The organism is Winogradskyella ouciana (assembly GCF_009709615.1).
Lineage (GTDB): Bacteria > Bacteroidota > Bacteroidia > Flavobacteriales > Flavobacteriaceae > Winogradskyella > Winogradskyella ouciana.
Genome location: NZ_WJYA01000001.1, coordinates 74,195 through 97,260, shown reverse-complemented (window position 1 = coordinate 97,260; position 23,066 = coordinate 74,195). Strand labels below are relative to the sequence as shown.

The 23,066-nt window shown below is 35.8% G+C and carries 23 protein-coding genes and 1 other RNA gene; 17 read left to right on the top strand and 7 right to left on the bottom strand.

Annotation, left to right across the window (positions count from 1 at the left end):
- Positions 1-128 precede the first annotated feature (128 nt).
- Entirely contained in the window at positions 129-1,592 is a 1,464-nt protein-coding gene (locus F1003_RS00465) for a TlpA family protein disulfide reductase (protein WP_155087235.1), read from the top strand.
- Between the two features lie 32 nt (positions 1,593-1,624).
- Here F1003_RS00465 and fsa read toward each other — a convergent pair whose 3' ends face one another.
- The 4 genes from fsa to ffs all read right to left on the bottom strand — a co-directional run bounded on the left by fsa (position 1,625) and on the right by ffs (position 3,870).
- Positions 1,625-2,278, bottom strand: a complete 654-nt coding sequence (fsa, locus tag F1003_RS00460) for a fructose-6-phosphate aldolase (protein ID WP_155087234.1) — start codon at positions 2,276-2,278, stop codon at positions 1,625-1,627.
- Positions 2,279-2,364: 86 nt separating this feature from the next.
- Positions 2,365-2,793, bottom strand: coding sequence for a hypothetical protein (locus F1003_RS00455; protein ID WP_155087233.1), 429 nt, complete (start codon positions 2,791-2,793; stop codon positions 2,365-2,367).
- A gap of 48 nt (positions 2,794-2,841) precedes the next feature.
- The gene (locus F1003_RS00450) at positions 2,842-3,645 is read right to left on the bottom strand and encodes an SDR family oxidoreductase (RefSeq protein WP_155087232.1); all 804 of its coding nucleotides are present in this window, start codon (positions 3,643-3,645) and stop codon (positions 2,842-2,844) included.
- A 126-nt stretch (positions 3,646-3,771) separates the two neighbouring features.
- Positions 3,772-3,870: signal recognition particle sRNA small type (ffs, locus tag F1003_RS00445), an RNA gene on the bottom strand.
- Between the two features lie 259 nt (positions 3,871-4,129).
- On the opposite strand from ffs, the gene F1003_RS00440 reads away from it, so the two are divergent.
- The 5 genes from F1003_RS00440 to F1003_RS00420 all read left to right on the top strand — a co-directional run bounded on the left by F1003_RS00440 (position 4,130) and on the right by F1003_RS00420 (position 9,167).
- Positions 4,130-5,158: a glutaminyl-peptide cyclotransferase gene (locus F1003_RS00440; RefSeq protein ID WP_155087231.1), complete on the top strand. Its 1,029-nt coding sequence runs from the start codon at positions 4,130-4,132 to the stop codon at positions 5,156-5,158.
- Positions 5,159-5,246: 88 nt separating this feature from the next.
- Positions 5,247-6,155: a carboxypeptidase-like regulatory domain-containing protein gene (locus tag F1003_RS00435; protein WP_235898258.1), complete on the top strand. Its 909-nt coding sequence runs from the start codon at positions 5,247-5,249 to the stop codon at positions 6,153-6,155.
- Between the two features lie 26 nt (positions 6,156-6,181).
- Entirely contained in the window at positions 6,182-6,571 is a 390-nt protein-coding gene (locus F1003_RS00430) for an acyl-CoA thioesterase (RefSeq protein ID WP_155087230.1), read from the top strand.
- A gap of 63 nt (positions 6,572-6,634) precedes the next feature.
- A complete protein-coding gene (locus tag F1003_RS00425; RefSeq protein ID WP_155087229.1) occupies positions 6,635-7,417 on the top strand; it encodes a carboxypeptidase-like regulatory domain-containing protein in 783 nt (260 codons plus the stop codon).
- A 172-nt stretch (positions 7,418-7,589) separates the two neighbouring features.
- On the top strand, positions 7,590-9,167 hold the full coding sequence (locus F1003_RS00420; RefSeq protein WP_155087228.1) for a right-handed parallel beta-helix repeat-containing protein: 1,578 nt from the start codon (positions 7,590-7,592) through the stop codon (positions 9,165-9,167).
- Between the two features lie 92 nt (positions 9,168-9,259).
- On the opposite strand, the gene glyA is transcribed toward F1003_RS00420, so the two are convergent.
- Positions 9,260-10,534 carry a serine hydroxymethyltransferase gene (gene glyA / locus F1003_RS00415; protein WP_155087227.1) on the bottom strand — a complete coding sequence of 425 codons (1,275 nt, stop codon included), beginning with the start codon at positions 10,532-10,534 and terminating at the stop codon, positions 9,260-9,262.
- Positions 10,535-10,645: 111 nt separating this feature from the next.
- Between glyA and fahA the strand changes: the two genes are divergently transcribed.
- From fahA to F1003_RS00395, 4 genes are all read left to right on the top strand, one after another.
- Positions 10,646-11,938 (top strand): fumarylacetoacetase, encoded by a 1,293-nt coding sequence (gene fahA / locus F1003_RS00410; protein WP_155087226.1) that lies wholly within the window; start codon positions 10,646-10,648, stop codon positions 11,936-11,938.
- Positions 11,939-12,046: 108 nt separating this feature from the next.
- Complete coding sequence (locus F1003_RS00405; protein ID WP_155087225.1) at positions 12,047-12,346, top strand: GIY-YIG nuclease family protein; 300 nt, start codon at positions 12,047-12,049, stop codon at positions 12,344-12,346.
- A gap of 154 nt (positions 12,347-12,500) precedes the next feature.
- Positions 12,501-13,682 (top strand): hypothetical protein, encoded by a 1,182-nt coding sequence (locus F1003_RS00400; protein WP_155087224.1) that lies wholly within the window; start codon positions 12,501-12,503, stop codon positions 13,680-13,682.
- 142 nt (positions 13,683-13,824) lie between these two features.
- On the top strand, positions 13,825-14,625 hold the full coding sequence (locus F1003_RS00395; RefSeq protein ID WP_155087223.1) for a hypothetical protein: 801 nt from the start codon (positions 13,825-13,827) through the stop codon (positions 14,623-14,625).
- Between the two features lie 35 nt (positions 14,626-14,660).
- On the opposite strand, the gene ytxJ is transcribed toward F1003_RS00395, so the two are convergent.
- Positions 14,661-15,038, bottom strand: coding sequence for a bacillithiol system redox-active protein YtxJ (ytxJ, locus tag F1003_RS00390; RefSeq protein WP_155087222.1), 378 nt, complete (start codon positions 15,036-15,038; stop codon positions 14,661-14,663).
- Between the two features lie 310 nt (positions 15,039-15,348).
- Here ytxJ and clpB point away from each other — a divergent pair, with 310 nt between their 5' ends.
- The 6 genes from clpB (at position 15,349) to F1003_RS00360 (ending at position 21,526) form a co-directional block, all read left to right on the top strand.
- Positions 15,349-17,958: an ATP-dependent chaperone ClpB gene (gene clpB / locus F1003_RS00385; protein WP_155087221.1), complete on the top strand. Its 2,610-nt coding sequence runs from the start codon at positions 15,349-15,351 to the stop codon at positions 17,956-17,958.
- A gap of 117 nt (positions 17,959-18,075) precedes the next feature.
- The gene (locus F1003_RS00380) at positions 18,076-18,480 is read left to right on the top strand and encodes a hypothetical protein (RefSeq protein ID WP_155087220.1); all 405 of its coding nucleotides are present in this window, start codon (positions 18,076-18,078) and stop codon (positions 18,478-18,480) included.
- A gap of 224 nt (positions 18,481-18,704) precedes the next feature.
- Positions 18,705-19,568, top strand: coding sequence for a TraB/GumN family protein (locus F1003_RS00375; RefSeq protein ID WP_155087219.1), 864 nt, complete (start codon positions 18,705-18,707; stop codon positions 19,566-19,568).
- 237 nt (positions 19,569-19,805) lie between these two features.
- A complete protein-coding gene (deoC, locus tag F1003_RS00370; protein ID WP_155087218.1) occupies positions 19,806-20,468 on the top strand; it encodes a deoxyribose-phosphate aldolase in 663 nt (220 codons plus the stop codon).
- A gap of 77 nt (positions 20,469-20,545) precedes the next feature.
- Positions 20,546-20,998 (top strand): nuclear transport factor 2 family protein, encoded by a 453-nt coding sequence (locus F1003_RS00365; protein WP_155087217.1) that lies wholly within the window; start codon positions 20,546-20,548, stop codon positions 20,996-20,998.
- A 15-nt stretch (positions 20,999-21,013) separates the two neighbouring features.
- Positions 21,014-21,526: a phosphoglycerate mutase family protein gene (locus F1003_RS00360; RefSeq protein WP_155087216.1), complete on the top strand. Its 513-nt coding sequence runs from the start codon at positions 21,014-21,016 to the stop codon at positions 21,524-21,526.
- Here F1003_RS00360 and F1003_RS00355 read toward each other — a convergent pair.
- Positions 21,509-22,273, bottom strand: a complete 765-nt coding sequence (locus F1003_RS00355; RefSeq protein ID WP_155087215.1) for a DUF6503 family protein — start codon at positions 22,271-22,273, stop codon at positions 21,509-21,511. The two genes, F1003_RS00360 and F1003_RS00355, sit on opposite strands and share 18 nt — an antisense overlap.
- Before the next feature lie 185 nt (positions 22,274-22,458).
- On the opposite strand from F1003_RS00355, the gene smpB reads away from it, so the two are divergent.
- Positions 22,459-22,917 (top strand): SsrA-binding protein SmpB, encoded by a 459-nt coding sequence (gene smpB / locus F1003_RS00350; RefSeq protein WP_155087214.1) that lies wholly within the window; start codon positions 22,459-22,461, stop codon positions 22,915-22,917.
- The last annotated feature ends 149 nt before the right edge of the window (positions 22,918-23,066 follow it).

Sequence of the window (23,066 nt, the reverse complement as noted above, 5' to 3'; positions counted from 1 at the left end):
CTTTAAAATTTGGCGCAAAAGTAGAAAATTTAAGCGATTAAGCGAAATAAAAGCACCTTATAACAAGATTTAACGTGGCATTAACAAGGCATGAAGGTTTCAACACATATTTTTGTTACACTAAATTGATGAAATTCCCCATGTTGACTAGACACATAGCTTTATCATTACTTTTGCTAACCATTGTCCTTGGATGTAAATCTAGCAGTGGAGAAAATAATGACTATGCCTATATTGGTGGTGAAATTATAAATCCCAAAAATAAAAGTGTAATACTTCACAATACTCAGGGAGAAGTCTTTGACACCCTGAATCTCGACGCAAATAACAGGTTTATACATAAAATAGAAAATCTAGAGTCTGGCCTATATTTAATTAGACATGGTGGCGAATATCAAACGGTATTGTTAGAACCCTCTGATAGTATAATGTTTAGACTTAACACTTATGATTTTGACGAATCATTGGTGTTTACTGGGAAAGGAGCAAAAAAGAACAATTATCTTATTAAAACTTACCTTTCTAATGAGTCTGAGGCCAAAAAATTAGTGAAATACTCTAAAATGGAACCTGAGGCTTTCAATGAATTTGTTGAAAAAAGACGAAAGCGTCAATTGGAAGAATTCTATCAGTTTTTAGAATACAACGACGAATCCGAGTTTTTTAAATCCATAATTGAAGCCAATATCAATTACAATAGCTATGCAGACAAGGAAATTTATCCTTTTGCCTACTTTGGGAACAATAAACTTATTCACATTAAAGATTTGCCAGAAGATTTTTATGCTCATAGAGATAACATAGATTACAATGCTAATCATTTGAGTCATTTCTTTTCTTACAATCGTTTTTTATTTTCCAATATTGATAATTTGGCTATAAAAACTTATTACAAAAACAATCCATATCACAGTAAGTTTGATAGACATTCTCTAGCGTACAACAAGTCTAAATTAGATTTAGTTGATAGTATTGTTTCTGATGAAGCCATAAAAAACAACTTGCTTAAATACAAGACCAAAGATTACGTCAGTTACAACCACACAGAAGCGGAAGCTAACGAATTACTTGATTATTATTTAGCAAAGAGTACCAATGAAGAGGATAAGGCATCTATGAAAGATTTGGTGTCTTCATTACGCCTTTTGAGACAAGGTAATCCTCTACCTAATTTAGCCGTGGTCAACTATAATGATACAGAGCACTATCTAAGATCTATAATTAATAAACCGACCATCATCTATTTTTGGTCTTCAAACTCTAAAAGCCAGTATAGAAACAGTCATTATATAGTTGCGGAGTTAAAAGTGATGTTTCCACAGGTGGATTTTATATCCATTAACGTTAACGATAATGACGATAAATTCTGGAAAAACATTATCAACAATTATGATTTTCCTACAATTAATGAATTTAAGTTCAAGGATTCTAAAGCAGCACGTAAGACATTGGCCGTAAACTATCTAAATAAAGCTATTATTGTTGATGAGAATGCTGTGATATTGCATCCTAATGCCAATATCTTTAGCTCTGAGTTTAACGAAACCCTTGAAGGACTTCTACAAAAAAAGCACCTTATCGCTAAACGTTAAGATGCTTTATAATTATATCAATTAATTCTTTTCTAATTTCCTTTCTTGTAATCTGCTAAGAATTTCTCTAAGCCAATGTCCGTTAAAGGATGCTTTAATAAGCCAACGATTGAGCTTAAAGGACCTGTCATTACATCTGCTCCCAATTTAGCACAATCAATAACGTGCATAGTGTGACGAATAGAGGCTGCTAGTATTTGTGTTTCAAAAGCGTAGTTATCATAGATATGACGAATTTCTGCAATAAGATTTAAACCATCTGTAGAAATATCATCCAAACGACCAATAAATGGAGATACATAAGTTGCACCAGCTTTTGCGGCTAGTATTGCTTGTCCTGGAGAAAACACCAATGTAACATTAGTTTTTATACCTCTATCAGAAAAATATTTACAAGCTTTTACACCATCCTTTATCATTGGTAATTTAATAACGATTTGATCGTGTAATTCAGCTAAAGCTTCACCTTCTCTAACCATGCCATCAAAATCGGTAGAAATAACCTCTGCAGAAACATCTCCATCTACAATATTGCAAATATCTACATAGTGTTTCATAATGTTATCCGTACCAGTAATGCCTTCCTTAGCCATTAAAGATGGGTTTGTTGTTACGCCATCTAAAATGCCCATATCTTGAGCCTCTTTGATTTGGTCTAAGTTTGCTGTATCAATAAAAAATTTCATAAAAAATTGTTGTGTTTTTAGTTGTTGCAAATTTACAACTATTCGTTAGGTTGACTTCAAAGAAATAGTCAAAATATATTAACAAGTTATTGAACAATTAAGGTATATGTCTTCTGTGTACTGTGATTGCATAAAGTATCCGTGTAGTAGGCATCTCCATCATCATCGTATTCTACATTAACTGGGCCTTCTACATATAAGTAAACCTCAATTTCAAAAGTTCCTGTTTCCACAGGCAGTCCTTCAAAGCTAATAATTCTGTTATTTATAAAGTAACCCACACCTTCTGGTAAATCGGCTTCATTAATTTCAAAAAAATAATCATAATTATTATCCCTTGGCTCATTCTTTATCTCAGCTGAAATATCTACATAATAATAAGTACTGGTAGAAGCAATGGGAAATGTCTTATCTGGCAAACTTGGATTGCGACCTGCTACACAGTCTAAAAAATCATCGCAGCCAAAAAACAAAATAGTAATAAGCAGTAAGGGGAAGAGTTTCTTAGATTTCATAATAGCTAGATTTGAAGAACATACCTCAAATAGCGTACCAAATATCAACTATAACTCATAATGCTTCATCAGCATTTTTTCATAAACTTTATCTGGAAGGATTCGTTTTAAAACAACAGAAAATTTCTGCATAAAGGCACCGACTTTATAATGAATTTTGGGTTTAGAAGTCTGAATGATGTTGTAAATCGCTTTTGCCATTTCATTAGGATCACCACCTTCATCAACATGAGCATCCATTGTTTTTAAAGAATGTCCATATTTCTCTTTGTATGGCGAATCTTCCAATACAGGTGCATGGTAGCGACCTGCCGCAATATTAGTAGCAAAATCGCCTGGTGCTACGTTGGTCATTTCAATATTAAAATCCTTGAGTTCCATCCTAAAAGCTTCGGTAATTAACTCTAAAGCTCCCTTGCTCGCACTATAAACACCTCTAAACGGCAATCCCATGTAACCAGCAATGGATGTAATGTTTATAATCAATCCAGAATTTTGTGAACGCATACTCGGTAAAACAGCTTTAATCACATTAATAGGCCCAAAAAAGTTGGTTTCAAAATTGCGCTTAATTTCTTCATCAGGAATTTCCTCTACAGGACCAGTAATGCCTGCACCAGCATTATTAATTAAGACATCTATTTTGTTTTCGAGCTTTAGGACTTCAGCAATACAACTTTTTATGCTTTCTGTTTTGGTAACGTCTAAAGCTACAATAGGAAATTTACTATCAGGATATTTATCAGGATTACGACTTGTTCCATAAACTACAAACCCTTTGGTTTTAAGAAATTCGCCAACCGATTTTCCAATTCCCGAAGAACCACCTGTGATTAAAACAACTTTAGACATAATATTTATAAAATTCAAATTGCAAAATACAAAATTCCAGCAGCAAAAATTTAGAATGATGATATGAAATGTTGATGGATTCGGAAACTAAATGAAGAGATTCCTGCCTTCGCAAGAATAAATAAAAAAAGGCAAGCTACCTACATCACACCGCTACGACCGCGTACCCTTGCTACGTTCCCGTCCTGGGGGATTCAGCAGGAGCTGGTTGTGTAGGACTTGCCGGCTGCAAAGATACAACCTTTTAATACTATAACCCAAACAAAATATTAGAAAATCTACTGCAAATTAAACCTACTGCAAAACAGAACATTACACTATTTTTTAAGTTTAACTATAGTGATGCTATGCTGAAAATTATAAAAAATCCAGTTTTATTGTAGGTTTAATTCTCGTTACGAAGTTCCAATGCCCTGTTTGGGCTTAACAATGATTTTTAAACTGAATTTTTATTAATAACTTGCCAAAAATATTCATTAAACATATGCAGTTATATAAATACTTTGTTCTCATTTGTTTAAGCCTTGTACTCACCAATTGCGGAGACACCAATGCTTCTAAACAAACAGGTTTATCTATAAAATCTAAAGCCAAAGCTTTTACACTTGGAGATACGTTAAATTTATCCATTAATAATCCGAAACAACTTAATATCACTAGCGTTGATTATCAATTGGATGGTGAACCTATTACTGCAGATGCTGTACTCAACAACATAACTTTAGGAGAAAAGACAATTTCTGCAACGGTAACTTATGATGATAAATCTGCAACGGTATCCATGCCAATTAAGATTTATAACAATATCATTCCGACTATATATACTTATGAAGTTGTAAATACCTATCCTCACGATATTTCATCTTACACTCAAGGGCTTGAGTTTCATAATGGAGAACTCTATGAAAGTACTGGCCAGTATAAAGAATCAAAGCTTAGAAAAGTAAACTATGAAACTGGTGAAGTTTTGAAGAACGTCAATTTAGATGACTCCTATTTTGGTGAAGGGCTTACTATTCTTGATGACAAAATATATCAGCTCACATGGAAAGAAAATAGAGGCTTTGTGTATGATGTAAATACTTTGGAAAAGCTAAGTTCCTTTAACTACGGAAAAAGCAAGGAGGGCTGGGGAATTTGTAATGACGGCGAAACACTTTACAAATCTGATGGTACAGAAAAAATATGGTACATAAACTCTAAAACCCTGACCGAAGAGAGTTATGTCCAGGTATATACTGAAAAAGGGAAAATACCTCAACTTAACGAGTTAGAATGGATTGACGGAAAAATTTTCGCCAATATCTATCATAGAAACGGTGTGGTTATCGTTAACCCTAAAACAGGAGGTGTAGAAGGCGTTATTGATTTTGAACCACTTAAAAAACTAGTGACGCAGCATGACGAATTAGATGTTCTCAACGGCATTGCATACCATCCAGAACGCGGAACTATCTTTGTCACTGGTAAAAATTGGGACAAACTTTTTGAGGTCAAAATAAAGGAAAAGTAAACTTCACTCACCAAAAAGGACAGTTCCCTCATTCTACATTTTATATTATGCTTTGCTTTTGGTTCTTTGATGTATAAATCAAACAACCATGAAAAAAACTATTTTCATTAGTATTCCAGAGCCTTGCCATGAAGACTGGAACAAAATGACACCCAGAGAAAAAGGCCGTCATTGTGCTGCCTGCAACAAAACCGTTATCGATTTTACATCCAAGTCAGATGAACAAGTCATAAAAACTTTTGAAAACGAAAACAATCTCTGTGGCAGATTTAAAACACAACAACTCAATAGGGAAAAGATTTTAGCCAGAAAAGACAAAAACAACTATTTGTCCATAGCCGCGTCTGGTCTATTTGCGTTTATGGCTTTAGGTCATCAAGACATACATGCACAAGGTGAACCAAGAACTGTAAAAGTTGATTCTTTAAATACACCCCAAGTAAAAGGGAAAATCGCAACATCAGTTATAAATCAAAGAACAGTTTCCGGAATCGTTACAACAGCAGACGATGGTTTGCCACTGCCAGGTGCTTCGGTAATTATTAAAGGGACTTACACAGGTGCTCAAACTGATTTTGATGGCAAGTATTCCATAAAGGTAAATACAGGTGATGTACTAATTATCTCTTACGTAGGTATGAAAACAACTGAAATTACCATCGGAAACTCCAACATTTACAACATAGTAATTGAACTAGATGAAGATTTGCTATTAGGTGAAGTTATCGTTGGTGGTATTACTGCTGTTCAACAATACACTAACCATTGCAATATGAGTTATGATGAACCAGAATTAGTGGCTTCTGAAGCTGAACAAGAAAAATCCAGAGCTATTAGAGAACATCATCAAAAATGGAAAGAGAGAAATAAAGCCAGAAGAGCGAAATGGAAGGCTGAACGCATCGCCAAACGAGAAGCTATTAAAAATGGAGAAAGAGAACGTACAGCTTTTGGCAAATTCTTCTTTGGTATTAAAAGTCTTTTCTCAAAGAAATAATATCTTTAAGCATCAATAACTATTTGATGCAGATATTTCAAAAAACCATAACTGTTACAAAAGACGATTTAGATCAACTCAACCATGTCAACAATGTGCGCTACGTACAATGGGTACAAGACATTGCTGAAAAACATTGGCTACAGAACACTTCACAAGATATACTAGACAACTACTTTTGGGTTTTAGTGAGCCATCATATAGAATATAAAAGTCAGGCCGTTTTAGGTGACCAACTCAATATTAAAACCTATGTATCAAAGTCAGAAGGTGTCACTTCCATTCGTCATGTTGAAATTTTTAATCAAAATAACGGTAAGCTAATTACAACGTCTGAAACCAAATGGTGTTTTATGGATGCCAAAACCAAGAGACCAACACGCATTACACCAGAAATCGCAGCGCTTTTCAATTAACAGTATTTTAGGTTAAAGTTTTTTTAATGTAAGTATTACTTTAGTGTTAAAAGCTTTTCTTTATTGCACCAATCCATCGCTATGCGTCAATTCTTTTCAGTCTTTAGCCTATTGCTCTTCAATACTTTATTGTTTGGGCAGACCTTTGAAGGAAAAGTTTACGATTCAAAATCTACGGTCAAGGACATTAAAGTAGTAAACAAAACCCAGAACAGGCTTACGGTTACAGACAAAGACGGCAACTTTAGTATCGTCGCCAAGGTTAGCGATACCATTGCTTTTGAGTCCATCTTTTACCATCAAAAAACCGTGGTTTTAACCCAAACTCATTTTGAAGAACCCAATGTTTTTGAACTTAAAAAAATTACAAACGCGTTAGACGAAGTTGAAGTGAAAGCAGAACCTGAGCAACCTGTTTTTGAAGTTGAAACCTACAACGTAGAGCTTCATAATTTAATAAAAGAGGACATAAAAAATAACCCAGGTTTATATCAACCAGCTGGTGCGACTTATGGAGTTGATTTTGTTTACCTAATAGGCCAGGTCGTTAAGCTTTTTAAAAGAAAAAAGGAAAAATTACATGAATACACGCCAATAACCTATAAACAGATGGACTCACTTTTCAGCACAAGTTCATTTTTCAATAAAAGGCTTGTTACTGAAAATCTAAATATTCCAGAAAATAAAACCAAGCTCTTTTACGATTTCTGTTCTGCCAAAGGCATCAGTTCTGAGTTATTGAAAGATGAAAAGAAAATGGAGCTTTTAGAAGCATTGGTTTTAAATAGCCAATTATTTCTCATTTTGCTTGAGGAATATGGTGAAGCAGCTAATGTAAAGGATTAGCCTATGTCATTCAGAACGAGGTACGAGTGAAGAATCTCAATAATCATTAACACAAATAAACAGATTCTTCGGTCATACTTCCCTCTGAATGACACAATCTGCATTAATTAACCCTCATCATAATAATTCCTAACTTCAAAAGTTATATTTTTAAGCCATAATTATTTTGTTTATGAAGCGACTGCTATCATTCTTTATTTGCCTAGTTGTATTATTATTTTGGAGTTCTTGCCGTAAGGATTTTGATTTCTCTCCAAGTACCGGAAGTCTCGAGTTTGCTAAGGACACCGTTTATTTAGATACCGTTTTTACCAACATTGGTTCTAGCACGTACAATTTAAAAGTATATAACCGAAGTGATGATGATATTGTCATCCCAACGATTCAATTGGAGAATGGCGTGAATTCCTTTTACAGAATGAACGTTGATGGCACAACAGGATTAGAAGGTGCACAAGAAGGTAAATTTTTTGAAGATGTAGAGCTTTTGGCAAATGATAGCCTGTTTATTTTTATTGAAACCACCATAGATATTGAAATACTTTCTGCGTCCGATATTCAGTTTTTATATACAGATCGAATCTTGTTTGACTCAGGTAATAATCAGCAAGATGTAGATTTAGTCACTCTGGTAAAGGATGCCGTTTTTATATATCCTGCAAGGGATGAAACCACTGGTATTATAGAAACCTTGACTTTTGATGTTGATGGTGATGGCGATGATGACGAAACCACCTTACAAGGTCGCTTCTTAGAAAATGACGAACTCACCTTTACCAACGAAAAACCTTATGTGATTTACGGTTATGCTGGCGTTGATGATGGACAAACACTAACCATGGAAGCAGGTACACGCGTACATTTCCATGCTGATTCTGGTATCATCGTCACTGATGGAGGAAGTTTAAACATCAATGGAGAACTAAGCACAGATCAAGTAGTTCTGGAAAATGAAGTCATTCTTTCTGGTGATCGTTTAGAGCCTCTTTTTGAAGATGTTCCTGGTCAATGGGGAACCATTTGGTTGTTTAATGGTAGTGAGAACAATACTATCAATTATACGACCATAAAAAATGCAACTATTGGTATTCTATCAGAAGGAGATCAAAATGCACCAAACGATAAATTGACCATTACCAATTCACAAGTATACAATTCCAGTGGGTTTGGAATTTTAGGGAGAGCAACATCGATTACGGCTGAAAATGTGGTGATTAATAACTCTGGACAATCTTCTTTTGCAGGAACATTAGGAGGCAAATACAATTTTACACATTGCACCATAGCTAATTATTGGAACAGTAGTTTTAGACAGTTCCCTGCCCTACTCCTCAATGACTTCACCTTTGTTGAAGAAGACGCTATAGTCATTAACGATTTAACGGAAGCCAATTTTAATAACTGTATTATTTACGGTAATGATAATCCTGAGTTTTTATTGGAAAACGAAGGCGCAGTTTTCAACTTTAAGTTCACCAATTGCCTCTTGCGCTTTGATAATGATAACCTCAGCGGAACTGGCAACTACGAGTTTAATAACACCACGTTCTACGAAAGCAATGTCTTTAACCAAGATCCAGATTTTGAAGACCCTTTTGAAAACCTAATGCGTATTGGCGCAGATTCTGGTGCCAATGGTATTGGTAATGCAACGTTCACTAGCCAAGTACCTTTTGATATTTTAAATGTCGCTCGCGCCAATCCATCTGATGCTGGTACTTATGAAAGTGTGGTTTTTGAGGAGGATTAAAAAATCCCTTCAAACTAAGTCGAAAGGCTTTTTATACAATCTTTAGACCTCACAGGTTTAGAAAACCTGTGAGGTCTGTCTCTAAATATTTTCTAAGCAGTAAACAAAGGTCTCCCTCCCATTAATTCATTCACTTTTTTGGCAATACCCTCTAATACCGTTTCATTTTCATAATTGGTAATCACCTCATCAATCAAATCCACCACATAGCTCATATCGTTTTCTTTTAAGCCTCTCGTTGTAATCGCAGCAGTTCCTACTCTGATACCTGAAGTCACAAAAGGAGATTCCGTATCAAATGGTACCATGTTCTTGTTTACCGTAATATCTGCTTTTACTAATGCGTTTTCAGCATCTTTACCAGTAATATTTTTATTTCTAAGATCAATCAACATCATGTGGTTGTCCGTTCCACCAGAAATTAAATTATAGTCTTTTGCCACAAACGCTTTCGCCATAGCATCAGCATTGCTTTTCACTTGTAGCATATAATGTAAGAAGTCATCGGTTAACGCTTCACCAAAAGCAATGGCTTTAGCTGCAATGATATGCTCCAACGGTCCACCTTGATTTCCTGGGAATACAGCCGAATCCAAAAGACCAGACATTTTTCTAAGTTTCCCACTTTTTAAGGTAATTCCAAATGGATTATCGATATTCTCACCCATCATAATCATTCCACCTCTTGGCCCTCTTAAGGTTTTATGTGTCGTTGTGGTTACCACGTGGCAATGTGGCATTGGATCATTTAGTATGCCTTTGGCAATCAATCCAGCAGGATGCGATATATCAGCCAATAACACAGCTCCTACATTATCAGCAACTTCCCTAAACTTGGCAAAGTCAATATCACGTGAGTATGCAGACGCACCAGCAATAATCATTTTTGGCTTTACTTTTTCTGCCTGATCTGCTAACATATCATAATCAATATATCCTGTGTCTTTCTTTACACCGTAAAATGTCGGATTATAAAGCTTTCCTGAGAAATTAACAGGAGAACCATGTGTTAAATGACCTCCATGAGATAAATCAAATCCCAAAATAGTATCGCCAGGCTTTAAGCACGCAGCAAAAACAGCCGTATTGGCTTGGCTACCAGAATGTGGTTGCACATTAGCGTAAGCTGCGCCAAATAAAGCTTTAGCTCTATCAATAGCAATTTGCTCAACTTCATCCACCACTTCGCAACCACCATAGTAGCGCTTACCAGGATAACCTTCAGCATATTTGTTGGTTAATACAGAACCTGCAGCTTCCATGACCTGGTCGCTAACAAAATTCTCAGAGGCAATAAGCTCAATACCATCGGTTTGGCGTTCTCTTTCAGCTTCTATGAGTTCAAAAATTTGTTCGTCGCGTTGCATAAATAAAGTCTTTATTAAATCAGCAACAAAAATAAGGAATACAATTAGTTTTAATATCAAAAATTATGTAGGTTTGAATAGAAATTAATAACATTTAATCAACAATTATATATGCCATTATCAGCCAATAATCCAAATAGAGCCTCTTGGTTATACGTAAATAAATATTCCGATTTCCCAATTCAGAACATTCCTTTTGGAGTTTTCCTCACAAGAGAAGATATCATTACCATAGGTACACGAATCGGAGACACAGCCATTGACCTTGGTGCGCTTCATCAATTGGGCTATTTTGATGGTATCCCGTTAACAGACGATATTTTTCTTCAGGATTCATTAAACGATTTTATTGCTGATGGTAGAAAAACTTGGCGAGCGGTTCGTAATCGTGTTGCTGAAATTTTTGATGCTGAAAATGACGAACTAAAAAACAACACCAAGCACAAAGAGATCATTTGTTTTCGATTGGATGAAATCGAAATGCAAATGCCTGTGCAAGTCGGTGACTATACAGATTTTTATGCGAGTAAAGAACACGCGACTAACGTAGGTACTATGTTTCGTGGTAAGGACAACGCCTTAATGCCAAACTGGTTGCACTTACCTGTTGGGTATCATGGTCGTAGTTCATCAATTATTACAACACATATTCCTATTCATAGACCTCAAGGACAAACGTTACCAGAGGGAGCAGATAAACCTGTTTTTGGACCTAGTAAATTAGTGGATTTTGAATTGGAAATGGCGTTTATCACCACTGATGCCAATGAGCTGGGTGAACCTATTCCTATTGAAGAAGCAGAAGAATACATCTTTGGACTTGTCGTTTTTAATGACTGGTCGGCAAGAGATATTCAAAAATGGGAATACGTACCATTAGGGCCTTTCCTAGGAAAAAACTTTGCCTCATCAATTTCACCATGGATTGTAACTCTTGATGCACTTGAACCTTTTAGAGTGGAGAGCCCAAAACAAGATCCAAAGCCTCTACCCTATTTACAAACCAAAGGAAAGCATAGCTTCGACATTAAGTTAGAAGCTGGTATCATTCCTAAAGGTGGTAAAGAAACTATAATTTGCAAAAGCAATTTTAAATATATGTACTGGAGTATGGCACAGCAACTGGCACACCACACGGTTAACGGTTGTCCTGTAAATTCTGGTGATATGATGGGTAGCGGAACCATCTCTGGCCCAACTGAAGATTCCTATGGTTCTATGTTAGAGCTCACATGGAAAGGCACTAAACCCATTAAACTAAAAGATGGTACTGAGCGTAAGTTCATTAATGATTATGATACTGTAGTTATGCGAGGCTATTGTGAAAATGATGATGTCCGTATTGGATTTGGTCAAGTAAAAACACAGTTATTGCCTGTTTTTAATCCGAAGAAGAAAAAATAGCTTCGACAGGCTCAGCTACCAAAAAAATCGACAGGCTCAGCTATCGCAAATCAGAAAATGTATTTTATAAGCCGTTGACTGAGCTTGTCGAAGTCAACATAATTAGTTATGCCCAAAGGCTTTACATATATATTAGAATGTTCCAACGGAAGTTACTATGTCGGAAGCACAATTGATTTAGCTTTGAGGTTTCACCAACACCAAATAGGAGAAGGCGCAAATCATACCAAAAAATATCTTCCAGTAAAGTTGGTTTATGTTGAAACATTTCCGCGAATTGATTTAGCTTTTAACAGAGAAAAACAGCTCCAAGGATGGAGTAGAAAAAAGAAAGAAGCACTCATCTTTAATCAAAAAGAAACACTTCCAGAGCTTTCTAAAAACCATACACAATTTCCTAGAAATTAAAATTTAATTAAGAAAATCATTCCCAATCTATACACCTAATAATCATACATTTAAAGTATTTTTTGTGTTATATTTTTGAGTTTGTAGACTGAGCCAGTCGAAGTCTGGCACAATGATTGGTTTATACTTCGTATAACCTATAAAACACAAGATTATGAAACGAATTTTACTTTTAACAGCACTTGTTTCGGTACTCGTATCTTGTAGTGCCAAAAAACAAATTGAAAGCGCCATCAGTCATGGTAATTATGACCAAGCTATTTCTGAAGCGTTAAGAAAACTAGAGAACAACAAAGACAAAAAGCGTAAGCAAGCTTATGTAGTGATGCTTAAGGATGCTTACGATAAAGTCTTGGCAGAGGATTTGGCACGTATTGCACACTTAAAGCAAGATGGCAACCCTGAGTTATACAAAACCATTTACGAAAGCTATGCCGATTTAGAAGCAAGACAAAACGCTATAAAACGCATCATGCCTTTAAAGATTGGTAACAGAACCATAAGCTTTACGTTTAACGATTACAGTAATGCCTTGGTTGACTACAGATATAAAACCTCTGATTATTTTATGGATAAAGGATTGGATTTGTTAGACACCAATGAGAAATTCAATGCAAGAGAGGCTTATAGGTTGTTTGACTATGTCAATAGCATCAACCCAAATTTTGAGGATGTGAGATCCTTAATGCAAGAAGCACACGTTGCAGGTATGGATTATGTACATGTGTCCATTAAAAACGAAACACATCAAATCATACCTCAACAATTGGAAGCTGAACTTTTGGACTTTAACACCTATGGACTAAATCAGTTTTGGACGAGCTATCACGCCAATGCAGATAGCAACATCAATTACGATTATGCTATGGAATTACAGTTAAAGCGAATCAATATTTCGCCAGAGCGAATCAATGAAAGACAACTGTTGAGAGAAAGGCAAATTGTAGATGGTTGGGAATATTTGTTGGATGATAACGGCAACGTAGCCAAAGACAGTTTAGGTAACGATATTAAAGTCGATAAGATCGCTAATGTAAGAGCACGTTTTTTTGAAGTCTTACAAACCAAATCTGTTCAAGTGATTGCAGATGTAGTTTACACAGATTTAAAACAAAACCAGGTGATTGACGCCTTTACCATAGATAGTGGCTTCACCTTTGAAAACGTTTTTGGACGATTTAGAGGCGACAGAAGAGCTTTAAATAGAGACGACAGAGTTCTTTTAAACCAAAGACAAGTACGTTTCCCAACGGATGCCCAAATGGTCTATGACTCTGGTGAAGATTTAAAATTAAAACTAAAGAACATTATCAGTTCTTATAGATTGAATGGTTAGTAAACAAAAAACCTCTCACGGTCATTGAGCTTGTCGAAATGCGGGAGGTTTTTTTATGGTTTGTATTTGGTGCGTGTTTTATAAAACAAAACTAAAGCAAGGAAATTTTCGTATATCTTGTACATCAAAGTTTATCGGTTTTATGAAAGTTATTGTCCTGTTGTGTTTTATGTTATTATCTCTTAGTAGTTATAGCCAAGGTAGAATTGATGGCTTTTATCGTGGACAGGGTAATACCACATTGGTATTAGGCTATGGTTATGAAGACAGTAAAAGCTATAACATAGGTAGAGAGCCTTCATCACTCAGCAGAACACTAACCTATATCAGTGTTTTTGCGTCGCATGGTGTATTGGACAACTTAGACGTTCAGGTAAGTTTACCTTATTTAGAAAGTGATACGAACAAAAGTTTACAGGACATTTCATTGTTTTCCAAATATAGATTCTATACTAAAACCACTCGAAATGGACAATTACAACTCAGCGCGGCTTTAGGATTTTCTACTCCGATTAACGACTATAAAATTGGTGGATTATATGACATTGGGCAACAAGCCACAGTAATAGATACCAGAGCCTTGGCGCATTACAAATGGAACCCTAACTGGTTTGTTACAGTACAAAGTGGTTTTAGCTATAAACTAGAAGAAGTACCCAACAGCATCCCTTTTGTTTTTAAAGCTGGTAGAGCAACAAAAAACTGGTATTACGATGTATATTACGATTTTCAATACTCCATTGGAGGCATAGATTATAGAGGTACTCCATCTCCACAAAACTTTAGGGAACTTGGTGTGAGCTATCATAAAATTGGTGCGACCCTTTATTATAACATTCTCAAAAACTTTGGAAGCTATATTACCTATGCTCACCTAATAGATGGGCGTAATAGCTTTACAGGACCTTCTTATGGTATAGGTTTGGTTTGTAGTTTAAATTGATTTGTTTAAAATATCTATGTGAGAACTACATAATTTTAAATAAATCTAGTTAAATCTATCTCATTAATTCCACCATGAGATGCATGTGCCACCACGACTCCATTCTTAATCACCAAAAGTTGTGGCGATTCGTGCAATACTTGGAATTTATGACCTGTTTCGTTGGACACGTCTCTATAGCTGAGTAAATCGAGGTAATATAAATCGGCATTTAAATCGAGATCATAACTAGCAACAAACTGGTTCATTACCATTCTGCTGATACCGCAACGTGTAGAGTGCTTAAATATCAACTGGGTTTTGGTTTTGGATTGGTCTTCTATGGTACTGAGTTGTTCAGTACTGGTCAGCGGTATCCATGGTAATGTTTTTTCTTCTTTGGGTTCAGATGACCCGAATATTTTTTTAAACATAGTTTCTATTTTATAATATAGTCGTAACACTAATTACAACTTACAGATTGACAAAACGTCATTATAAATTACATTAAATCAGACATTTTGTCGTTTTTTTCTTACCTTTTAGTATTGGTAAGATTGTTGAATAAAGATAGGAAAACATAACAATAAAACAATGGTATTGTCATTCAGAGTGCTAGCGTAGAATCTCATCGAGAGATTGCCGCGTCCTTTGTCCCTGTCTGCCGACAGGCAGGCTCGAAATGACAATAAGAATCAAGTTAAACGATAAAAAGATACCTGCTTTCGCAGGCATAATAAAAAGATGAACTTTAATAATTATACAATTAAATCACAAGAAGCCATACAGCAGGCGCAGCAGCTTGCCCAAGGCTTTGGTCATCAGCAGATAGAAAATGAGCACATTTTTAAGGCGCTCTTTAATGTTGATGAAAACGTATTACCATTTTTGCTCAAGAAGCTGAATGTTAATGTGTCTATACTACAACAGATTTTAGACAAGGAACTAGAGAGCTTTGCTAAAGTTTCTGGTGGAGAGATTATGCTTTCCCGAGAAGCGAGCAAAGCCCTTAACGAAGCATCCATCATTGCTAAAAAGATGAACGATGACTTTGTATCCATTGAGCATTTGGTCTTGGCTATTTTTAAGTCCAAAAGTAAAATCGCACAGATTTTAAAAGACCAAGGCGTAACGGAAAAAGGTTTAAACGCTGCGATTGAAGAATTGCGTAAGGGAGATCGCGTAACGTCTCAAAGTCAAGAGGAAACTTATAATTCCTTGAGCAAATACGCCAAAAACCTTAACCAATTGGCACAAGATGGAAAATTGGACCCTGTTATTGGTCGCGATGAAGAGATTCGTAGAATACTTCAGATTTTATCGCGTCGTACCAAGAACAATCCAATTTTGGTCGGTGAACCTGGTACTGGTAAAACCGCCATTGCAGAAGGCTTGGCGCACAGAATTATCGATGGTGACGTACCTGAAAATCTAAAGGACAAGCAAATCTTTGCCTTGGATATGGGAGCATTGATTGCTGGTGCAAAATTTAAAGGTGAATTTGAGGAACGTCTAAAAGCGGTCATCAAAGAAGTGACCACCAGTGAAGGTGACATCGTACTCTTTATAGATGAGATTCACACCCTTGTTGGCGCAGGTGGCGGACAAGGTGCCATGGATGCTGCTAACATTCTAAAACCTGCCTTAGCGCGTGGAGAACTCAGAGCTATTGGTGCTACAACATTGGACGAATATCAAAAGTATTTTGAACAAGATAAAGCCTTAGAACGTCGTTTCCAGAAGGTAACGGTCAATGAGCCAGATACCGAAAGTGCGATTTCAATCCTGCGTGGTATCAAGGAAAAGTACGAAACACATCACAAGGTGCGTATTAAGGATGAAGCGATTATTGGTGCTGTGGAACTATCCAACAGATATATCACCAATCGTTTTCTTCCGGATAAGGCGATTGACCTAATGGACGAAGCGGCTTCTAAACTGCGTATGGAAATCAATTCTAAACCAGAGGAACTCGATGTTCTGGATAGAAAGATTATGCAGCTCGAAATTGAGCACGAGGCCATTAAACGCGAAAAGGATGAATCCAAATTAAAGTCCTTAAAGGCTGAATTGGCAAATCTTAAAGAAGAGCGCAACGAACTGAATGCCAAGTGGAAATCTGAAAAGGAATTGGTTGAAAACGTTCAGAACATAAAACAAGACATAGAAAACTATAAGCTGGAAGCCGAACGTGCCGAACGTGAAGGTAATTATGGTAAAGTGGCAGAAATCCGTTACGGAAAAATAAAGGAAGCCACAGAACAGCTTGAAGGTTACCAAAAGCAATTGGCAGAACAACAGGAAACAGCCTTGATTAAAGAGGAAGTGACGTATGAAGATGTGGCTGATGTTGTGGCGAAGTGGACAGGAATTCCTGTAACCAAGATGATACAGAGCGAACGTGAAAAATTGCTAAAGCTAGAGGATGAATTGCACAAACGTGTAGTTGGACAAGAAGAAGCAATTGAAGCTGTGAGTGATGCCGTACGTAGATCTAGAGCTGGTTTACAAAACCCACAAAAACCAATAGGAACCTTCTTGTTCCTAGGTACAACTGGTGTTGGTAAAACAGAACTCGCAAAGGCATTGGCAGAATATTTATTTGACGATGAAAACGCCATGACACGTATTGATATGAGTGAATATCAAGAACGACATGCGGTCAGTAGATTGGTTGGTGCACCTCCAGGTTACGTAGGTTATGATGAAGGTGGTCAGCTTACTGAAGCCGTAAGACGCAAGCCGTATTCCGTAGTGCTATTGGATGAGATTGAAAAAGCGCATCCAGATACCTTCAATATTTTATTACAGGTGTTGGATGAAGGTCGCTTAACGGATAACAAAGGCCGTATTGCAGATTTTAAGAACACTATTATCATAATGACCTCCAATATGGGAAGTGACATTATACAAGAGCGTTTTCAAGCTACAAAAAATATTGAGTCAGCCATGCAAGCTGCAAAAATTGATGTACTTGGATTGTTGAAACAGACCGTAAGACCAGAGTTCTTAAACCGTATTGATGACACCATAATGTTTACTCCTTTATCAAAGGAAAATATTGTAGATATTGTTGATCTACAATTAAAAGGGGTTTCAAAAATGATTGCAAAACAAGGCATCACGTTTGATGCGACACCAGAAGCTAAAGCGTACTTGGCTGATAAAGGTTACAATCCTGAATATGGAGCGAGACCTGTAAAGCGTGTGATTCAGAAAGAAGTTTTAAATGAACTGAGTAAAGAGATTTTAGCAGGACGAGTAACAACGGATAGTATTATTCTTCTTGATGAATTTGATGATAAATTAGTATTTAGAAATCAAGGAGACCTCGTCATTGAGGACACCGAATAACGATCTTTTTGATTGATTGGTTGATAGAAGCAACGCGAGTTTTCTTTAGAAAATGAGCGTTGCTTTTCTTTTTGTAGGTATTATTGTCGTATATTAGTGATACTCAAAAAATCACTTATGGGAATCATTAAATATCTTAGTACTGAAGATACAGAATGCTTCATTTTTGATGATTTCTTAATCAATCAAATAAAAGAAGGTGTTGTTGTTGAGCCAAAACATAATGAGGATCTTAACAAAATTATTAAGGAACATTTTAGTGGGAAAAATATGGTTTATGTTTCCAATCGGGTGAAGTCCTACTCTGTTAACCCTTTAATTTATGCAGAAACAGAAGCCATACCTAATCTGGTTGCCATTGCTATGATTCCCAAAACGGATGTGATGCGAAAAAATGCTGAATACGAACGTAATTTTTTCGACAAGCCTTACGAGATTTTTGACACACTAACCGAGGCCATGACTTGGGTACAAAGTATTCTGGAAAAAGAAAGCAGCCAACAGACTGCAGATAAATCATAGACGTTTTACCGCTTATTACAAAGTACAATCCGCTTTCCGAAATTTAAAAGAATTCAAGCTAAATTATTGTGTAACAATTGAGCCTAATATCAGTCTTTATTATGATTGGTTGGTTAAAGCAACACTGATTTCAAGCCGAGTCGCTATCGGTAGTTTGACGTGTTGCTTTCCTTTTGTAACAAATCAAGTTTTAAGCTACCTATAGACAATTCAAAACCTTAAAAATGAAACGTATCTTATCTGCATTTGTTGCAACACTCATATCCATTTTTTCTATAAATGCCCAAGAATTGGAAAACTCTACGCTTTGGAAAATTGAAGGCAACGGTCTTGAAAATCCATCTTATCTCTTTGACACAATTCATCTGACCTGTGATGCTACACTAGAAGACGACGTTAAAAGAGCTCTCGATGAAACATCCCAAATTGTATTAGAATTAGACATGGACGACCCAACCATGCAAACAAAATTAATGTCTGGCATTTATCTTTCGGAAGGTGAAAGCATAAAAGATTATGTTTCTGATGATGAATATAAAGCGATTGACTCGCTGCTTACCAATCAGTTAGGCATGCCATTAAAACTTATGGAAAACGTAAAGCCCTTTTTCTTGAGTTCTAGCTTATATCCAAAAATGCTCGATTGTCCTATGCAATCTTTTGAGCTTGAGTTTATGAAAGTTGCCAAAGAACAGAACGAAGACATTAAAGGATTGGAAACCGTGGAAGATCAACTCAAGGTATTTGACGAAATTCCGTTAGAGGACCAATATGCCGATTTAGTTAGAATGGCAGAGGACAATCTTCAATATGATAAAACAAGTTTTGCCAAAATGCTCGACATCTATAAAAAAGAAAACATTACAGAGCTATTAGAACTGATGAATGATGAAAACAATATTACTGTTTCAGAGCATCAAGATATTCTATTAGATGAGCGAAACAAGAATTGGATATCAAAAATCACTGAATATGCTAAAGAACAACCTACCTTTTTTGGTGTAGGTGCTGGCCATTTAGCGGGTAAAAACGGTGTGATTAATCTACTTAGAAATGCTGGCTATACAGTGACAGCAGTACTTGAGTAAAGTTTACTCATTTTTAATAATTCACTCTCAGGCAATTAAGGTTTCAGATTGAACTTTTCGATGAAATGCACAATAAAATATGAGTTTTAACATACATTTTAACGGATAAATCGTTAATTTTACCGAGCTATTTAATTCCAACATTACTTAAGACACGATTAAGCTTGTCTGGTATTCCCTCAAACCGTAAGGGAATTACTATAGTTATTTTTTTGTCAAAACCCTACTTATAAATAAATGGAATTAAATAGATACATAGACCACACATTGTTGAGTCCAACAGCGACCGAAGCCGATATCCTTAATCTTTGCGATGAAGCATTAAAACACAACTTCTATTCTGTTTGTGTAAATAGTTGCTATGTCCCTATTGCTAAACAGGCCCTGGGAAGATCTAATGTTAAAATTTGTGCGGTAGTCGGGTTTCCTTTAGGAGCCATGTCCACCGAAGCTAAAATTTTTGAAGCCAAAAAAGCTATTGAAGACGGAGCTTCAGAGATTGATATGGTTATAAACATCGGACGCCTTAAAAGTAAAAACCATGTTGCCGTTCTAAAAGATATAAGCGATGTAAAACGTGCTATTGGACTAAATACATTAAAAGTTATTCTAGAAATCAGCGAACTGTCTAAAAATGAAATCGTAAAAGCTTGCGAAATATGTATTGATGCCAGAGCTGACTTTGTAAAAACCTCAACGGGTTTCTCTACAAGTGGTGCTACTTTAACTGCCGTTAAAATCATGAAGAAGAGTGTTAAAGACCAATTGAAGATAAAAGCTTCTGGTGGTATTAGAGATGCTGAAACGGCTTTAAAGTATATTGAAATTGGTGTGCACAGAATAGGAACATCCTCTGGTGTTGCCATGTCAAATGAAGCCAATATTTTCAAGGCTTCATAAAACTTATTTAACAAACATTTAAAAAAAACATAGCGATTCTGCTTTATATTTGAGAGAATTAATCAATCTCTCTCATTATGAAATCACTTCTCGCTACACTGTTGCTATTATTTTCATTTTCAGTTTTTGCTCAAGATTCATCAGATGAATCACAAATTGAAACGACTTTAAACAATTATTTAGATGGCTTTTACAAAGGCGACACGCTTAAACTAAAAGCAGCCTTAAAGCCTAGATTGTATAAGTTTGGCTATTGGAAAAACAAAGAATCTGGAGAATACGAGTATTCTAATCAAATGACTTATGAAAAAGCTATCGCCTATGCCAAAAGAGTTTTAGAAAACGATCAGCAAAAGGGTGATGATGTGATTAGAAAAGCAGAAGTCTTAGAGATAAGTAACCATATTGCAGCAGCAAAGGTTATCGGTTTTTGGGGAGTTGATTATATGTTACTCTCTAAAGAAGAAGGTAAATGGATGATAGAACAAGTCATTTGGGAAGGGCCTTTAGAAAAGTCCCACACAAATTAAATCTCAATTCAAAAAATGAAAAATTTCTTTCTCTTATCACTTTTATTATCATTCGCATTAGTCTCTTGCGCTCAAAAAAAAGAGAACAGTGTAGATACAACGACTTATTATTTAATCAGACATGCTGAAAAAGACCGATCTGACAAAACAAATAGAGACCCAAACCTTAGTGAGGAAGGAAAACAGCGTGCCGAACTATGGGCAAGCTATTTTGAAAACATAGATTTTGATGCTATATATTCTACAGATTATAACAGAACCAGAGAAACGGCAAGACCAACTGCAGAAGCTAATGAGCTGAATTTAGTTTTTTATGATCCGTTTAAAATTGATTTTGAGGAATTCCTAACCAAAACGAAAGGAAAAACTGTATTGATTGTTGGTCATAGTAACACTACTCCGATGTTAACCAATAGAATTTTAGGCGAGGAAAAATATGAAGCTATGGACGAAACTGATAATATCAGCCTCTTTAAAGTAACACTCACAGAAGATTCTAAAACCTCAGAGCTATTGAAGATCGATTAGATCAACCGTAACATTTTCGAGTTCAATTTTAGAGAGCAGTTCCAACTGGTTGTTTTCAAAAGCTTTTCCCAAATCCTGAAGTTTTATGGATTTATCTTTGGGTTTGTAATTATTATAATCTACAAAACGCAAACCATTGACATAACGTTCGTTATAGGCTTCCCTGAATCGCATTCCTTTTCCGTCAGCTTCGTTATACGAATAGGCTAAATAATCGACTTTAAAACTTTCTTTATCAATCCAATACAAAAAAACATCTTCATAATCCTCTCCTCCACCATTTTTATCAAAAGTGACTTGGATTTTGTAATAGTTTTTAGCTTTAATTTCTTCTTCTCCAATTAAGGTTTTGTTTACGGCTTTATCATTTAAACCATAAGGCAACACAGAAAAATAGTGCACTGAATTTACAGAAGCTGAGTATTTAGTAATCATCGAATCTGGAACGACCACATTAATCATATCATTCAATTTTCGTTCATAACCAGCATTAGTCAAAACGTCATAAATTGAGTCGTTGTTTGCATTAATAGTAACACGCATCAATAAGAAGTCTCCATGATTTCTTTTAGCATAGTAATGCCTATCTCTAAAGTCAAAGTTTATTTCCGATTTATTAAAACTATCGCCGCCAGCTACTTCAATAGATTTATTGATTATATCATCAGCGGATAAGTTCTCAACTTTTGGCTCATTCTTACAGCCAAAAATCAAAAGGGCAAAAAATAAAATTGAAAATCGTTTCATATAGAAGTATTAAGTGCTTTCAGTCGCAAAAATAAAGATAAGTTTACAATATGCTTAGCCTTCAAATCAAATCCCACTTTACACTATATACTTTACACTCCACTCTTCAATACTTTACGCCTCTGCGAGAAAACTTCTAACTTCTGTCTTCAAACTTCAAACTTACTTTACTACCTTTGCCATCCATGCAAAAAAAGGTCAACATACTCAACAAAAAAGCGAAATTCCAGTACGAGCTATTGGATAAATATACCGCTGGAATTGTACTTACTGGCACAGAAATAAAATCGATAAGAGCTGGTAAGGCTTCAATTGCTGAAGGGTTTTGTGAATTTAACGACAGAGGTGAACTCTTTGTGATAAATATGACCATTCAAGAGTATGCTTTTGGTAACCACTACAACCATAAACCAAAAGCCGAGCGCAAACTTCTTCTCAATAAACGTGAGCTAAAAAAGCTAGAAAAAGAAGTCAACATTAAGGGTAATGCTATTATACCAACACGACTTTTTATCAATGATAAGGGTTTGGCAAAATTGGAAATTGCATTAGCAAAAGGAAAGAAACTCTACGATAAGCGCGAAACCATTAAAGACCGCGACAACAAGCGTAACTTAGACCGCATTAAGAAAAGTTTTCGATAACTTTAAGATTGTTATAACTTTCAGCAGTGTTTTTTTAATCTATGTTTGAAACTGAATTTAACAATCACAGGCAACCATTTTTCATTTTTAAGCGTCTATTTTAATTAAGTATATGAAATCCGTGCTAATCCGCGGAATCCGTGTCTAAA